The 17060-nt window shown below is 50.6% G+C and carries 13 protein-coding genes; 9 read left to right on the top strand and 4 right to left on the bottom strand.

The window, feature by feature from the left end:
- Positions 1-118: 118 nt before the first annotated feature.
- The 4 genes from D9738_RS06470 (at position 119) to D9738_RS06455 (ending at position 5835) form a co-directional block, all read left to right on the top strand.
- The gene (locus tag D9738_RS06470) at positions 119-1171 is read left to right on the top strand and encodes a 4-oxalomesaconate tautomerase (protein ID WP_130259792.1); all 1053 of its coding nucleotides are present in this window, start codon (positions 119-121) and stop codon (positions 1169-1171) included.
- 75 nt (positions 1172-1246) lie between these two features.
- Entirely contained in the window at positions 1247-2680 is a 1434-nt protein-coding gene (locus D9738_RS06465; protein WP_130259791.1) for an anion permease, read from the top strand.
- Between the two features lie 182 nt (positions 2681-2862).
- The gene (locus tag D9738_RS06460; RefSeq protein ID WP_130259790.1) at positions 2863-5124 is read left to right on the top strand and encodes a hydratase; all 2262 of its coding nucleotides are present in this window, start codon (positions 2863-2865) and stop codon (positions 5122-5124) included.
- 360 nt (positions 5125-5484) lie between these two features.
- Entirely contained in the window at positions 5485-5835 is a 351-nt protein-coding gene (locus D9738_RS06455) for a hypothetical protein (RefSeq protein WP_130259789.1), read from the top strand.
- A 348-nt stretch (positions 5836-6183) separates the two neighbouring features.
- Here D9738_RS06455 and D9738_RS06450 read toward each other — a convergent pair whose 3' ends face one another.
- From D9738_RS06450 to bioA, 3 genes are all read right to left on the bottom strand, one after another.
- Entirely contained in the window at positions 6184-7467 is a 1284-nt protein-coding gene (locus tag D9738_RS06450; RefSeq protein WP_130259788.1) for a putative acyl-CoA thioester hydrolase, read from the bottom strand.
- Positions 7468-7618: 151 nt separating this feature from the next.
- Positions 7619-8095: a kinase inhibitor gene (locus tag D9738_RS06445; protein ID WP_000767391.1), complete on the bottom strand. Its 477-nt coding sequence runs from the start codon at positions 8093-8095 to the stop codon at positions 7619-7621.
- A 58-nt stretch (positions 8096-8153) separates the two neighbouring features.
- Positions 8154-9443: an adenosylmethionine--8-amino-7-oxononanoate transaminase gene (gene bioA, locus D9738_RS06440; RefSeq protein ID WP_130259787.1), complete on the bottom strand. Its 1290-nt coding sequence runs from the start codon at positions 9441-9443 to the stop codon at positions 8154-8156.
- 86 nt (positions 9444-9529) lie between these two features.
- On the opposite strand from bioA, the gene bioB reads away from it, so the two are divergent.
- The 5 genes from bioB to uvrB all read left to right on the top strand — a co-directional run bounded on the left by bioB (position 9530) and on the right by uvrB (position 15732).
- Positions 9530-10570 carry a biotin synthase BioB gene (bioB, locus tag D9738_RS06435; protein ID WP_130259786.1) on the top strand — a complete coding sequence of 347 codons (1041 nt, stop codon included), beginning with the start codon at positions 9530-9532 and terminating at the stop codon, positions 10568-10570.
- Entirely contained in the window at positions 10567-11724 is a 1158-nt protein-coding gene (gene bioF / locus D9738_RS06430; protein ID WP_130259785.1) for an 8-amino-7-oxononanoate synthase, read from the top strand. The genes bioB and bioF overlap by 4 nt, the downstream gene beginning before the upstream one ends.
- On the top strand, positions 11708-12463 hold the full coding sequence (bioC, locus tag D9738_RS06425) for a malonyl-ACP O-methyltransferase BioC (RefSeq protein ID WP_130259784.1): 756 nt from the start codon (positions 11708-11710) through the stop codon (positions 12461-12463). Before bioF ends, bioC begins: the two co-directional genes overlap by 17 nt.
- Entirely contained in the window at positions 12456-13136 is a 681-nt protein-coding gene (gene bioD / locus D9738_RS06420) for a dethiobiotin synthase (protein ID WP_130259783.1), read from the top strand. The genes bioC and bioD overlap by 8 nt, the downstream gene beginning before the upstream one ends.
- Before the next feature lie 574 nt (positions 13137-13710).
- Entirely contained in the window at positions 13711-15732 is a 2022-nt protein-coding gene (uvrB, locus tag D9738_RS06415) for an excinuclease ABC subunit UvrB (RefSeq protein WP_130205097.1), read from the top strand.
- 191 nt (positions 15733-15923) lie between these two features.
- Here the strand turns inward: uvrB and yvcK are convergent, their stop codons facing one another.
- On the bottom strand, positions 15924-16832 hold the full coding sequence (gene yvcK, locus D9738_RS06410) for a uridine diphosphate-N-acetylglucosamine-binding protein YvcK (RefSeq protein ID WP_130214903.1): 909 nt from the start codon (positions 16830-16832) through the stop codon (positions 15924-15926).
- Positions 16833-17060 lie beyond the last annotated feature (228 nt).

The raw sequence follows: 17060 nt of genomic DNA, 5'->3' as shown, positions 1-17060 counted from the left end.
TAATCACTTAAATTAATGAAAAAATGTTATTAATCGTGGAGCTAAAGTCATTAGAGATGCTTTGCCCTTAATGTAACCATATCGCAATAAGTTATGTTTTTAAATTGAGGGCATTATTATGAAAAAAATACCCTGCGTGATGATGCGAGGTGGAACCTCGAGGGGCGCGTTCCTGTTAGCGGAACATTTACCCGAAGATCAAACGCAGCGCGATAAAATATTGATGGCAATTATGGGTTCCGGTAACGATCTGGAAATAGACGGTATCGGCGGCGGTAATCCGCTGACCAGTAAAGTCGCCATTATTAGCCGTTCCGACGATCCGCGTGCTGATGTCGATTATCTGTTTGCTCAGGTTATCGTCCATGAGCAGCGTGTTGATACGACACCAAACTGCGGCAATATGCTGTCTGGGGTTGGGGCATTCGCCATTGAAAATGGTTTGATTGCAGCGACATCACCGATCACCCGTGTGCGTATCCGCAACGTCAATACTGGTACGTTCATCGACGCTGATGTGCAAACGCCAAATGGTGTTGTCAAGTACGAGGGTAGCGCCAGAATTGATGGTGTGCCAGGGACTGCCGCACCGGTCGCTCTCACTTTCCTGAATGCAGCAGGAACAAAAACCGGAAAAGTCTTCCCGACTGATAAACAGATTGATTATTTTGACGATGTTCCAGTGACCTGTATTGATATGGCGATGCCAGTCGTCATTATTCCGGCTGAATATCTGGGCAAAACAGGCTATGAATTACCGGCGGAACTGGATGCCGATAAAGCATTATTAGCCCGCATTGAATCTATCCGTCTGCAAGCGGGTAAAGCAATGGGCTTAGGCGATGTTAGTAATATGGTTATCCCTAAACCTGTGCTTATTTCTCCAGCGCAGAAAGGCGGGGCAATTAATGTGCGTTATTTTATGCCGCATTCTTGCCATCGCGCACTGGCGATAACTGGCGCTATTGCCATTTCCAGTAGCTGTGCATTGGAAGGCACCGTCACCCGACAAATCGTCCCTTCTGTGGGGTACGGCAATATCAATATTGAACACCCCAGTGGTGCGCTTGACGTTCATTTAAGTAATGACGGTCAGGATGCCACAACGTTACGTGCATCTGTTATTCGGACGACCAGAAAAATATTTTCCGGTGAAGTTTATCTTCCCTGAAAAATTTCGTTGTCGTGATAAGGACAATCAATAAAGGACTTCTGTATGAGTCATACAGAAAGAACAGGATTTTAAATGAATAAGAAATCGTTATGGAAGCTAATTCTGATATTAGCGATCCCATGTATTATTGGCGTTATGCCAGCCCCGGCAGGATTAAGCGAACTGGCATGGGTACTTTTTGGTATTTACCTGGCGGCGATTGTGGGGCTGGTTATCAAGCCTTTCCCGGAACCTGTCGTACTGTTAATTGCCGTTGCTGCCTCGATGGTGGTGGTCGGTAACTTATCCGACGGTGCGTTTAAAACCACCGCCGTATTAAGCGGTTACTCTTCAGGTACCACCTGGTTGGTGTTCTCGGCGTTTACCTTAAGCGCCGCATTTGTGACCACCGGCTTAGGCAAACGTATTGCCTATTTGCTGATTGGTAAAATTGGTAGCACTACCCTGGGTCTGGGTTACGTTACGGTATTCCTCGATCTGGTACTGGCTCCGGCAACACCGTCTAACACCGCGCGTGCGGGCGGCATTGTGTTACCGATCATCAACAGCGTGGCGGTGGCTTTGGGGTCAGAACCTGAAAAAAGCCCGCGTCGTGTCGGACATTACTTGATGATGTCCATTTACATGGTCACCAAAACCACCAGCTATATGTTCTTTACCGCAATGGCGGGGAACATTCTGGCGCTGAAAATGATCAACGACATTCTGCACCTGCAAATTAGCTGGGGGGGATGGGCGCTGGCCGCCGGATTGCCGGGCATCATTATGCTGCTGGTTACTCCGCTGGTGATTTACACCATGTATCCGCCAGAAATTAAAAAGGTGGATAACAAAACCATCGCCAAAGCGGGCCTTGCTGAACTGGGGCCGATGAAAATCCGTGAAAAAATGCTGCTCGTTGTCTTTGTGCTGGCACTGCTGGGCTGGATTTTCAGTAAGAGCCTGGGTGTTGATGAATCTTCAGTGGCAATTGTTGTTATGGCGACCATGTTGTTGCTGGGCATTGTGACCTGGGAAGACGTGGTCAAAAATAAAGGCGGCTGGAATACCTTAATCTGGTACGGCGGTATTATCGGCTTAAGCTCATTATTATCGAAAGTGAAATTCTTCGAATGGTTAGCTGAAGTCTTTAAAAATAACCTGGCATTTGATGGTCACGGTAACGTTGCTTTCTTCGTTATTATTTTCCTTAGCATCATCGTGCGTTATTTCTTCGCTTCCGGTAGTGCCTATATCGTTGCCATGTTGCCGGTATTTGCCATGCTGGCGAACGTCTCCGGCGCACCGTTAATGTTAACCGCGCTGGCACTGTTGTTCTCCAACTCCTATGGCGGCATGGTTACTCACTATGGTGGCGCGGCTGGTCCGGTCATCTTTGGTGTGGGTTACAACGATATTAAATCCTGGTGGTTGGTCGGTGCGGTACTGACGATATTAACCTTCCTGGTGCATATCACCCTCGGCGTATGGTGGTGGAATATGCTGATCGGCTGGAACATGCTGTAAATATACTCGTCATACTTCAAGCTGCATGTGCTGCGTCTGCGTTCGTTCACCCCAGTCACTTACTTATGTAAGCTCCTGGGGATTCACACGCTTGTCGCCTTCCTGCAACTCGAATTATTTAGAGTATATCCCTTCATTATTTTTCTGCGCACTTCACGGTGCGCAGACATCTGGAGCATTTGATGATCAAGTTATCTGAAAAAGGCGTGTTTCTCGCCAGTAATAACGAAATAATTGCCGAAGAACATTTCACCGGCGAAATAAAAAAAGAAGAAGCAAAAAAAAGCACTATTGCCTGGTCAATACTCTCTTCTCATAATACGTCCGGAAATATGGATAAACTTAAAATTAAGTTTGATTCATTAGCCTCTCACGATATTACCTTTGTTGGTATTGTACAGACCGCTAAAGCGTCCGGTATGGAACGTTTCCCGCTGCCGTATGTGCTGACCAACTGCCATAACTCACTCTGTGCTGTGGGCGGCACCATTAACGGTGATGACCATATTTTTGGTTTATCGGCGGCCCAGCGTTATGGCGGTATTTTTGTGCCTCCGCATATTGCGGTCATCCATCAATATATGCGTGAAATGATGGCAGGCGGCGGCAAAATGATCCTCGGGTCAGACAGCCACACCCGTTACGGTGCATTAGGGACAATGGCAGTCGGTGAGGGCGGCGGCGAGCTGGTAAAACAACTGCTTAATGACACCTGGGATATCGACTATCCGGGCGTGGTTGCGGTGCATCTGACCGGAAAACCTGCGCCGTATGTGGGGCCGCAGGATGTGGCGCTGGCTATCATCGGTGCCGTGTTCAAAAACGGTTACGTCAAAAACAAAGTGATGGAATTCGTAGGTCCCGGTGTTGCTGCGCTCTCTACCGATTTCCGTAACAGCGTTGACGTGATGACCACTGAAACTACCTGTTTAAGTTCTGTCTGGCAAACCGATGAAGAAGTGCATAATTGGCTGGCGCTGCACGGTCGCGGCCAGGATTACTGCCAGCTTAATCCTCAGCCAATGGCGTACTACGATGGCTGCATCAGCGTTGATTTAAGTGCCATCAAACCGATGATTGCGCTGCCGTTCCACCCGAGCAACGTGTATGAAATCGACACGCTGAACCAGAATCTGACTGACATTCTGCGTGAGATTGAAATTGAGTCCGAACGCGTGGCGCACGGTAAAGCCAAACTCTCGCTGCTGGATAAAGTGGAAAATGGTCGCCTGAAAGTACAGCAGGGGATTATCGCTGGCTGTTCTGGCGGTAACTATGAAAACGTTATCGCCGCAGCAAATGCGCTGCGCGGTCAATCCTGTGGCAATGACACCTTCTCGCTGGCGGTTTACCCGTCATCACAGCCGGTGTTTATGGATCTCGCCAAAAAAGGTGTGGTAGCAGATTTGATTGGCGCAGGCGCAATCATCAGAACTGCGTTCTGCGGCCCATGCTTTGGCGCGGGCGATACGCCAATCAACAACGGTTTGAGTATTCGCCACACCACGCGTAACTTCCCGAACCGTGAAGGCTCTAAGCCAGCCAATGGGCAGATGTCAGCGGTAGCGTTGATGGACGCTCGTTCTATCGCTGCGACTGCGGCAAACGGTGGCTATTTAACCTCTGCCAGCGAACTCGATTGCTGGGACAACGTGCCGGAGTACGCCTTCGATGTAACGCCGTATAAAAACCGTGTTTATCAGGGCTTTGTGAAAGGGGCGACTCAGCAACCGCTGATTTACGGACCGAATATCAAAGACTGGCCGGAATTAGGCGCGCTGACTGACAATATCGTCCTCAAAGTGTGCTCGAAGATCCTCGACGAAGTGACCACCACCGACGAATTGATTCCTTCCGGAGAAACCTCTTCGTATCGTTCAAATCCAATTGGTCTGGCGGAGTTTACCCTGTCACGCCGTGATCCGGGTTATGTTGGCAGAAGTAAAGCCACTGCCGAGCTGGAAAATCAGCGTCTGGCGGGGAATGTCAGCGAACTGGCAGACGTTTTTGCGCGTATTAAGCAGATTGCTGGTCAGGAAAATATTGATCCGCTGCAAACTGAAATTGGCAGCATGGTCTATGCGGTCAAACCAGGCGATGGTTCTGCGCGTGAGCAGGCGGCGAGTTGCCAGCGTGTGATTGGCGGTCTGGCGAATATTGCCGAGGAGTACGCGACTAAACGCTACCGTTCTAACGTCATCAACTGGGGGATGTTACCGCTGCAAATGGCGGAAGCACCGAATTTTGACGTAGGTGATTACATTTACATCCCTGGCATTAAAGCTGCGCTGGATAATCCAGGTATGACGTTTAAAGGTTATGTGATCCATAAAGATGCGCCGGTAACGGAGATTACGCTCTATATGGAAAGTCTGACTGCTGAAGAGCGCGAGATTATCAAAGCGGGTAGTTTGATTAACTTCAATAAAAACCGTCAGATATAGCAGAGCAAGGGATACCAATGTTTTCATTGGTATCCCTCTCATACAGCAATTATATTTCTATCAATTAATTATTACCCATTCGATTAATGGTATGCGTCACATTATTTATCCACATTGTGGATGTGTTGGTGTTTTAATATAACCAATGATGATGAATATTGTAAATTGTTACTAAGAAATGATTTCTCTGTCGCAATAATATGTCTATCTTAAAGATGCTTTGGCGAGATATATGGCTCCATGGTTACAATTGTAGTAAGGGAGTTTGATGATATTTTTGTATCGTAATTTAAAGATGCAATATTCAAAATGATTGCTTATATATCTATTGTTACATAGCTATTGATAACAGGTGGTTTTATGAAGTGGGGTATGTATTTATTCTTTTTATCATTATTGCAGATTCTATTTCTGATAAAAATGAAGTCGTTATCTAAAGCGTGTAAAATTGAAAATAGCTATTTAGTTATGCAGCCGGTATCTTTACCTATAAAAATTTTCACCAGCAGTTTGTGTATAATGGCATTTTCATTTTTTATCGGTTTTATTCGCAATTGTCAAGTCGTAACTGAAAATAATATACACTTTTTAACAGGTATGGATAATCTGATGGCATGGTTGCTTGGAAGTGGATTAATGGTTGGCATTAGTGGTTTGCTAATACCCTATTTTTTATCAAAGCTATCGAAATTTCAGACAAAGGGATTGTGATTGAAAATGTGGATGTCCCATACTCATTAAAAAATTTTCTGCAGGAAATAACGTCAGGGTATTTATTTAGTTTTATTTGAAAGGGAAAAAATATGTTTATGCGACGACCAGCAAAAATGAACTGGAGTGGGAGACTAAAGCGGAAGGGATAAATTTTCCTGAAACAGATGCTAAAAAAAGATTAATTAGTGTATTGGAGCGAAATAAGAAAAACGCTAAAGTTATTTTCTTTCCGTTATCGATAAAAATTGCAGCGGTTTTATTTGTCATGATGTTAATATTGACTTTCATGACTTTATAATTCCGGATGAGATGTATACACATCACCATCCGGTAATTTTAAACGTATTACTTCTTCGCTTCTGCAACCACTTTGCTACCCACGCCGCGGTTATTGTATTCCCACATGCGGTTGTAGTTAGTGTCATTCAGATTGCGCTGTACTTCGTCGCTATCGTCAACGCTGCCGGTATTACCCGCAAATGGACGATTGGAAATCACCGCATCAGCCCACGGTTTAGCCGTGTTAAAACCTTCGTTGATGGCGCTATCACGGATCACCACCTGACCGTTGGTATTGGCATCAACATCCAGCGAGCGGCCCAGTTGCGCCACGCCATCACCGGAAGCATTGAAACGGCTGTTTACGGCGAGGAAACCGTAATAGATGTTAGACAGCGTAGCCGGTGCAAACACATACGCTTCTTGCTGGGTACGGGAGTTCACCACGCGGAATTCGGTGTTATCGAACACCACCGCGCCGCGACCAGAAACGATATCCACATCCCCTTCAATATAGCTATTCGTCACCAGAGTACGCGGTTGACGATTGGTTTCCAGACGGTTTTGCACACCACTGTTGGTGACAAAGAAGGTGTTCTGACGACCGAGAATGTTGACGTTATTGATCTGCACTTTGTCGCCATCAGTACGCAGCGCCACCGCCGGATGGTTACCCGCATCTACGCTATCGCCCAGCGTGTTTTCGATGGTCAGGTTTTGCAGTTGCAGGCCATTGTTTTGTGACCAGAAAACCGCAGAGCAGAGCACGCCAATGCTGTCGCTGCGTTTGCTCTGGCAGCTATCGTACATATACCACGCTGGTTTACCTGGCATATATTTGCCGCGCGGGTTGACGTCGTGACGCCAGTCGGCAGGACTCATGCCACCATCAAGGGAAAGCCCAATCTTCACATCAATCGGTTTTTCGCCTGTACCGTAAACGGTGATTCCACCCGGAGCTGCAGGGACATAGACCGTGCCTTCATACTCACCTGGCATCACAGCAATATATTGGCGTTTATTGGTACGTTTGATAATTGCCGCATCCACCGCTGCCTGAATAGTCGTGTGCGTCACGCCCGGTGTACCCGCCGGTCCGACAACAAAGTCAGGTTGCGCAGGCAGAGTAATCGGGGAAGGATTCCACGCCGCAGCACCAGGCGTCAGGGACGCAAAATAGTGTTGAGCATCGAAATTCTGCGCTTCTTTTGCCGACAGAATCGGGCGAGAAGAGGTACCAGGCGCGGTTTGATCAGAAGGACGTTGATCGGGCGGTGTTGAGCTACAGGCGGTCAGCGTCACGCCAAAAGCCAATGCCAGCGCCAGACGGGAAACTGAAAATGTGTTCACAGGTTGCTCCGGGCTATGAAATAGAAAAATGAATCCGTTGAAGCCTGCTTTTTTATACTAACTTGAGCGAAACGGGAAGGTAAAAAGACAAAAAGTTGTTTTTAATACCTTTAAGTGATACCAGATGGCATTGCGCCATCTGGCAGAGTGATTAACTGAACATCGCGGTAATCGATGCGCTGGCGAGAGAGTGGAAATGGACGTTAAACCCGACCATCGCGCCGCTGGCACCTTCATCGACATCAATACGTTCTACATCCAGCGCGTGAACGGTAAAAATGTAGCGATGCGTTTCGCCTTTCGGCGGCGCGGCGCCATCGTACCCGGTTTTACCAAAATCGGTACGCGTCTGCAAAACGCCGTCTGGCATTGCTACCAGACCAGAGCCAAACCCCTGCGGCAATACGCGGGTATCAGCGGGTAAGTTAACCACTACCCAGTGCCACCAGCCGGAGCCGGTTGGCGCATCCGGGTCGTAGCAGGTGACAACAAAACTTTTCGTTCCCGCAGGAACATCATCCCACGCCAGATGCGGCGAAATATTATCGCCATCGTAACCCATGCCATTAAAGACATGACGATGTGGCAGCTTATCGCCATCGCGCAGATCATTACTGATGAGTTTCATGAACCCTCCTTTCTTGTTTGCAGAAAGTGTAGCCAGAAACCTTCAGGCTGACTGCTCGTTATTGGCAAAAAAATGTTTCATCTTGTACCGCACGGTTAACCGCTGCGGTCAGGCGCTGCAACTGTTCAGGGCGAATAATATAGGGCGGCATCAGGTAAATTAGCTTGCCAAAAGGCCGGATCCAGACGCCCTGTTCGACAAAGAATTTTTGCAGCGCTGCCATATTCACCGGGCGAGTGGTTTCGACCACGCCAATTGCCCCCAGCACGCGCACATCGGCAACCATTTCGGCATCACGGGCGGGGGCAAGTTGCTCGCGCAGCTGTACTTCAATAGCCGCCACCTGTTGCTGCCAGTCGCCAGATTCGAGAATCGCCAGGCTGGCGTTTGCTGCTGCGCAGGCCAGCGGATTGCCCATAAACGTTGGCCCATGCATAAAGCAACCGGCTTCGCCGTTACTAATGGTTTCCGCAACCTCACGCGTGGTAAGCGTGGCGGAAAGGGTCATCGTGCCTCCGGTTAAGGCTTTACCGAGGCACAAAATGTCCGGCGCGATTTCTGCATGTTCGCAGGCAAACAGTTTGCCGGTACGACCAAATCCGGTGGCGATCTCGTCAGCAATTAGCAAGATACCTTCACGGTCGCACATTTTGCGGATTCGTTTTAACCATTCCGGATGGTAGATGCGCATCCCGCCTGCGCCCTGGACAATCGGTTCAATGATCACCGCCGCGATTTCATGGCGATGCGCTGCCATCAGGCGGGCAAAGCCCACCATATCGCGCTCATCCCATTCGCCATCCATACGGCTTTGTGGAGCCGGAGCAAACAAGTTTTCTGGCAGATAGCCTTTCCACAGGCTGTGCATTGAGTTGTCCGGATCGCACACCGACATCGCGCCAAAGGTATCGCCATGATAACCATTGCGGAAGGTCAGAAAACGCTGGCGCGCTTCGCCTTTGGCCTGCCAGTACTGCAACGCCATCTTCATCGCCACTTCCACCGCCACGGAACCGGAGTCCGCGAGAAAAACGCATTCCAGCGGTTGTGGCGTCATTGCCACCAGTTTGCGGCACAGCTCAATGGCTGGCGCATGGGTGATACCGCCAAACATCACATGCGACATAGCATCAATTTGCGACTTCATCGCGGCATTGAGTTGCGGATGATTGTAGCCGTGGATCGCCGCCCACCAGGACGACATACCGTCAACCAGGCGTCTACCGTCAGACAAAATCAGCTCGCAACCTTCGGCGCTCGCCACCGGATAAACCGGCAGCGGGGAGGTCATGGATGTGTATGGGTGCCAGATATGGCGTTGGTCAAAGGCAAGATCGTCCGTTGTCATAATCGACTTGTAAACCAAATTGAAAAGATTTAGGTTTACAAGTCTACACCGAATTAACAACAAAAAACACGTTTTGGAGAAGCCCCATGGCTCACCGCCCACGCTGGACATTGTCGCAAGTCACAGAATTATTTGAAAAACCGTTGCTGGATCTGCTGTTTGAAGCGCAGCAGGTGCATCGTCAGCATTTTGATCCTCGTCAGGTGCAGGTCAGCACTTTGCTGTCGATTAAAACCGGAGCTTGTCCGGAAGATTGCAAATATTGCCCGCAAAGCTCGCGCTACAAAACCGGACTGGAAGCCGAGAGGTTGATGGAAGTCGAACAGGTGCTGGAGTCGGCGCGCAAAGCGAAAGCGGCGGGATCGACGCGTTTTTGCATGGGCGCGGCGTGGAAGAATCCCCACGAACGCGATATGCCGTATCTGGAACAAATGGTGCAGGGGGTAAAAGCGATGGGCCTGGAGGCGTGTATGACGCTGGGTTCGTTGAGTGAATCTCAGGCGCAGCGCCTTGCGAATGCCGGGCTGGATTACTACAACCACAACCTCGACACCTCGCCGGAGTTTTACGGCAATATCATCACCACACGCACTTATCAGGAACGTCTCGATACGCTGGAAAAAGTGCGCGATGCCGGGATCAAAGTCTGTTCTGGCGGCATTGTCGGCTTAGGCGAAACAGTAAAAGATCGCGCCGGATTATTGCTGCAACTGGCAAACCTGCCGACGCCGCCGGAAAGCGTGCCAATCAACATGTTGGTGAAGGTGAAAGGCACGCCTCTGGCCGATAACGATGATGTCGATGCCTTTGATTTTATTCGCACCATTGCCGTAGCGCGGATCATGATGCCGACCTCTTACGTGCGCCTTTCTGCCGGACGTGAGCAGATGAACGAACAGACTCAGGCAATGTGCTTTATGGCTGGCGCAAACTCGATTTTCTACGGCTGCAAACTGCTGACTACGCCGAATCCGGAAGAAGATAAAGACCTGCAACTGTTCCGCAAACTGGGGCTGAATCCGCAGCAAACCGCCGTTCTGGCGGGCGATAACGAGCAACAACAGCGTCTGGAGCAGGCGCTGATGACCCCGGACACCGACGAATATTACAACGCGGCAGCACTATGAGCTGGCAGGAGAAAATCAACGCGGCGCTCGATGCGCGGCGTGCTGCCGATGCCCTGCGTCGCCGTTATCCGGTGGCGCAAGGAGCCGGACGCTGGCTGGTGGCGGACGAGCGCCAGTATCTGAACTTTTCCAGCAATGATTACCTCGGTTTAAGCCATCATCCGCAAATTATCCGTGCCTGGCAGCAGGGGGCGGAACAATTTGGCGTCGGTAGCGGCGGTTCCGGTCATGTCAGCGGTTATAGCGTGGCGCATCAGTCGCTGGAAGAAGAGTTGGCCGAGTGGCTGGGCTATTCGCGGGCGCTGTTGTTTATCTCTGGTTTTGCCGCTAATCAGGCGGTCATTACTGCGATGATGGCGAAAGAGGATCGTATTGTTGCCGACCGGCTTAGCCACGCCTCCTTGCTGGAGGCTGCCAGTTTAAGCCCGTCGCAGCTTCGCCGTTTTACTCATAACGATGTCGCTCATCTGGAACGTCTGCTTGCTGCCTCCTGTCTGGGGCAGCAACTGGTGGTGACAGAAGGTGTGTTTAGTATGGACGGCGATAGCGCGCCGCTTACGGAAATTCAACAGGTAACGCAACAGCACAATGGCTGGTTGATGGTCGATGATGCCCACGGCACGGGGGTTATCGGTGAACAGGGGCGAGGCAGTTGTTGGCAGCAAAAGGTGAAGCCGGAACTGCTGGTAGTCACTTTTGGCAAAGGATTTGGTGTCAGCAGCGCGGCGGTGCTTTGTTCTGATAGCGTGGCGAATTATCTGCTGCAATTCGCCCGCCATCTTATCTACAGCACCAGTATGCCGCCCGCTCAGGCGCAGGCATTACGTGCATCGCTGGCGGTCATTCGTAGTGATGAGGGTGATGCACGGCGCGAAAAACTGGCGGCACTCATTACGCGTTTTCGTGCCGGAGTGCAGGGGCTGCCGTTTACGCTTGTGGATTCATGCAGCGCCATCCAGCCATTGATTGTCGGTGATAACAGCCGTGCGTTACAACTGGCAGAAAAACTGCGCCAGCAAGACTGCTGGGTCACGGCGATTCGCCCGCCAACCGTACCCGTCGGCACTGCGCGACTGCGCCTGACGTTGACTGCGGCACATGAAACACAGGATATCGACCGTCTGCTGGAGATGCTGCATGGCAACGGTCAATAAACAAGCCATTGCGGCGGCATTTGGTCGGGCAGCCGCGCAATACGAGGAACACGCAGATTTACAGCGCCAGAGTGCCGATGCCTTACTGGCAATGCTCCCACAGCGTAAATACCCCCACGTACTGGATGCTGGCTGTGGACCAGGCTGGATGAGCCGCCACTGGCGCGAACGTCACTCGCAGGTGACGGCCTTAGATCTCTCGCCACTTATGCTTGCGCAGGCACGCCAACAAGATGCCGCAGATCATTATCTGGCGGGCGATATCGAATCCTTACCGCTGGCGAATGCGACGTTCGATCTTGCATGGAGCAATCTCGCGGTGCAGTGGTGCGGTAATTTATCCACGGCACTCCGCGAGCTGTATCGGGTGGTGCGCCCCGGAGGCATGGTCGCGTTTACCACGCTGGCGCAGGGATCGTTACCCGAACTGCATCAGGCGTGGCTGGCGGTAGACGAACGCCCGCATGCTAATCGCTTTTTACCGCCAGATGAAATCGAACAGTCGCTGAAAGGCTTGCGTTATCAACACCATATTCAGCCCGTCACACTGTGGTTTGATGATGCGCTCAGTGCCATGCGCTCGCTGAAAGGCATTGGCGCAACGCATCTTCATGAAGGGCGCGACCCGCGAATATTAACGCGTTCGCAGTTGCAGCGATTGCAACTAGCCTGGCCGCAACAACAGGGGCGATATCCTCTGACGTATCATCTTTTTTTGGGAGTGATTGCTCGTGAGTAAACGTTATTTTGTCACCGGAACGGATACCGAAGTAGGGAAAACCGTCGCCAGTTGTGCGCTTTTACAGGCCGCGAAGGCGGCAGGCTACCGGACGGCAGGTTACAAACCTGTTGCTTCCGGCAGCGAAATGACAGTAGAAGGCTTACGTAATAGCGACGCACTGGCGTTGCAACGCAACAGTAGCCTGCAGCTGGATTACGCCACGGTAAACCCTTACACCTTCGCAGAACCGACCTCGCCGCACATCATCAGTACGGAAGAGGGCAGACCCATCGACCCCGTGGTTATGAGCGCCGGATTACACGCGCTGGCACAGCAGGCAAACTGGGTACTGGTAGAAGGTGCAGGAGGCTGGTTTACGCCGCTTTCTGAGTCTTTCACTTTCGCGGATTGGGTAACGCAAGAACAACTGCCAGTGATACTGGTTGTGGGCGTGAAACTCGGCTGTATTAATCACGCGATGCTGACCGCACAGGCTGTACAGCAAGCCGGACTTACCCTTGCAGGGTGGGTAGCGAACGATGTCACTCCACCAGGCAAACGTCACGCTGAATATATGGCCACGCTCAAGCGGATGATTTCCGCACCGCTGCTTGGGGAGATCCCATGGCTTGATGAACCCCCTGAAAACGCGCTAACCGGAAAGTACCTCAATCTCACCGCATTGTTGTAGCAATATATTTGGTTAAATTGCGAGCGAGATCGCGTCGTCTGCTGCCTGCAATTCAACCAATTAAATTTCAAAAGAATTGAGAAAAAATATTTACCCCCACAATATGCGGTTAGTGTGGGAATTGCCCAAGCGGCAGGGCATACGGGCTGCAGGCAGTTATCCACTATTCCTGTGGATAACCATGTGCATTAGAGTTAGAAAACGCGATGCAAGCGAGAGAATACGCGGCTTGCACGCGAATTGACGCGAAAGAAGGCTTAAGGAAATATTTGTTATTTTTCAATTAATTATATAAAAGCAATGGCAGTCATGAAAGTGACATCTCTTGCCATAAATCCGTCATCAGCCATCTTGACAATTGTTAAAAAAGCCGTTGCTTTGGGGATAACCCCGCAATCCTGGAGTTTTATCTCGTCACTGAGCAAATTATGCTCATGATTGATACCTTCGTTGACGGTGTAACAGAAATAATGTGGCGTGAAACTGTTTTTTTATCCAGTATAATTTGTTGGCATTATTAAGCACGACGAGTAAAATTACATACCTGCCCGCCCACTCCTTCAGGTAGCGACTCATGAGTAAACCGTTCAAACTGAATTCCTCTTTTAAACCTTCTGGCGATCAGCCTGAAGCAATTCGACGCCTCGAAGAAGGGCTTGAAGATGGCCTGGCTCACCAGACTCTACTCGGCGTAACGGGCTCCGGGAAAACATTTACCATTGCTAACGTCATTGCCGACCTTCAGCGCCCGACGATGGTGCTGGCGCCCAACAAAACGCTGGCAGCCCAGTTGTACGGCGAGATGAAAGAATTTTTCCCGGAAAATGCGGTGGAATACTTCGTCTCTTACTACGACTACTATCAACCGGAAGCCTATGTGCCGAGCTCGGACACCTTCATTGAAAAAGATGCCTCGGTAAACGAACATATTGAACAGATGCGGCTTTCAGCGACCAAAGCTTTGCTGGAGCGGCGCGATGTGGTGGTGGTCGCCTCTGTTTCAGCCATCTACGGTCTGGGCGACCCTGACTTATATCTTAAGATGATGCTGCATCTGACGGTCGGCATGATTATCGATCAGCGCGCGATTCTGCGGCGCCTGGCGGAACTGCAATACACCCGTAACGACCAGGCGTTCCAGCGCGGGACTTTCCGTGTTCGCGGGGAAGTGATTGATATTTTTCCGGCGGAGTCCGACGACGTTGCGCTACGTGTTGAATTGTTCGACGAAGAGGTAGAGCGGTTGTCGCTTTTCGACCCGTTAACAGGGCAGATTATCTCAACCATTCCCCGCTTTACCATTTACCCGAAAACACACTACGTTACCCCGCGTGAACGTATTGTGCAGGCGATGGAAGAGATCAAAGAAGAGCTGGCCGATCGGCGCAAAGTGCTGCTGGCAAATAACAAGCTGCTGGAAGAACAACGCCTGACTCAGCGTACCCAGTTTGATCTGGAGATGATGAACGAGCTCGGTTATTGCTCAGGCATTGAAAACTATTCGCGCTTTCTTTCCGGTCGTGGACCCGGTGAGCCACCGCCGACGCTGTTTGATTATCTCCCCGCCGATGGCCTGTTGGTGGTCGATGAATCCCACGTGACTATTCCGCAAATTGGCGGCATGTATCGAGGCGACCGTGCGCGTAAAGAGACGCTGGTGGAGTACGGTTTCCGCCTGCCCTCGGCGCTGGATAACCGTCCGCTGAAATTCGAAGAGTTCGAAGCGTTAGCCCCGCAAACCATCTATGTTTCTGCAACACCCGGTAATTACGAGCTGGAGAAATCCGGTGGCGACGTGGTGGATCAGGTCGTGCGTCCAACAGGGCTGCTGGACCCGATTATCGAAGTGCGCCCGGTAGCGACCCAGGTTGATGATCTTCTCTCAGAAATTCGCCTGCGGGCGGCAATTAACGAACGCGTACTGGTCACGACGTTGACTAAGCGGATGGCGGAAGATCTCACCGAATATCTGGAAGAACACGGTGAACGCGTGCGTTATCTTCACTCGGATATCGACACCGTCGAGCGTATGGAAATCATCCGCGACTTGCGTTTGGGCGAGTTTGATGTGCTGGTGGGGATCAACTTACTGCGCGAAGGTCTGGATATGCCAGAAGTTTCGCTGGTGGCGATCCTCGACGCTGACAAAGAAGGCTTCCTGCGTTCCGAACGTTCATTGATTCAGACCATTGGTCGCGCGGCGCGTAACGTCAACGGTAAAGCGATTCTCTACGGCGATAAGATCACCCCATCAATGGCGAAAGCGATTGGCGAAACCGAACGTCGCCGCGAGAAGCAGCAGAAGTACAACGAGGAACACGGCATTACGCCGCAAGGTTTGAACAAGAAAGTGGTCGATATCCTGGCGCTGGGGCAGAACATTGCCAAAACCAAAGCGAAGGGCAGAGGAAAATCGCGCCCGATTGTTGAGCCGGATAATGTACCGATGGATATGTCGCCTAAAGCGTTGCAGCAGAAAATCCATGAACTGGAAGGGCTGATGATGCAACACGCGCAAAATCTGGAGTTCGAAGAGGCGGCGCAAATTCGTGACCAGTTGCATCAGCTGCGTGAGTTGTTTATTGCGGCTTCGTGACAGGATAACGAAGAAGAGAGATGGCAAAAGCAAAATTGCCTGATGCGCTACGCTTATCAGGCCTACATGATCTCTGCAATACATTGAATTTGCGCGGTTTGTAGGCCGGATAAGGCGTTCACGCCGCATCCGGCATGAACAACGTGTACTTTGTCTTCAATAGGAAGCCGGAATTTTCTTTCGACTTCCCGTTAACCCAAAGCCTGTAATGCCTTTTCCAGTGCGTTATGTAACAACTGGCGGTCATGACGATAGGGGATATCGCTGGCCTCCAGTACGTCCTGAATGACTAATCTGTCGTTAACTGTAGAAACATCGACCTTCGGCCCAACAATAACCGCATCAATCACCTTTTTACCGACATACTGCTCCATAATCGCCAGCTTGTTTTCAAGCTTCAGATTCGCCGCAGGCAGGCTTAATTCTCTTCCCAAATTGCCAATATAAACCATCGGGGCTGGCGTGCGGCGTAGTGCCTGCGCCATTTCCTCAAGCAGCAGGATTGGCATCAGGCTGGTATAAAAACTGCCTGGCCCGATGATTATCAGGTCAGCCTCATTAATTGCCAGCACCGCTTCACGGGTGGCAGGTACGTTGGGGGTTAACAGTAGTTCCTGAATCGGCGTAGTTAGCTGGTCGATGTTGACCTCGCCGTAAACTTCATGTCCCTGATCGTCAATGGCCATCAGATCAACGGGATGCTCTGACATCGGAATTAATTGCGCGTCCACTTTCAACAGATTACGAATTAAATTGATGGCTTCCAGAGGCCGCACGCTAAGGTGATCCAGCGCCTTTAACATCAAGTTTCCGAGATTATGACCGGAAAGCTCGCCATTGCCGCCAAAACGGTATTCAAACATCGCGGAGGCGACGCTCGGTTCCGTTATCAGTTGGTTGAGACAGTTGCGCATATCGCCCCAGGCAATACCGCCTTCCGAGCGACGAATACGTCCCGTCGAGCCACCGTTATCCGTGGTGGTGACGATACCCGTTAAGCGAGAGCCTAAAGACGAAAGTGATGAGAGAACGCGTCCCAGTCCATGCCCCCCGCCGAGAGCAACGACACGATCAAGGTCAGCCAGCGTACGATTGCGCATATACATTCCTGAAGTCAGATTATCCGCGCTACAGTAGCGCAAATTACGGGGAAACAGCAATTAGCCTGCCAATATTGAGGATACAACTCATGGTTTTCTACCCCCAAAGGACAATATTCGCTCTGCGTCCCTGATGATGTATATCAAAGTAAAACCGCCATTTTCCCTTATTCTGTAGCGAAATAGGCCGATCATGACGCTATATACATGATTACATAGCGAAAAGGG

This window comes from Escherichia sp. E10V5 (assembly GCF_004212315.1).
GTDB lineage: Bacteria > Pseudomonadota > Gammaproteobacteria > Enterobacterales > Enterobacteriaceae > Escherichia.
The sequence above is the reverse complement of the archived record's forward strand: the minus strand, read 5'-3'. Positions and strand labels throughout refer to the sequence as shown.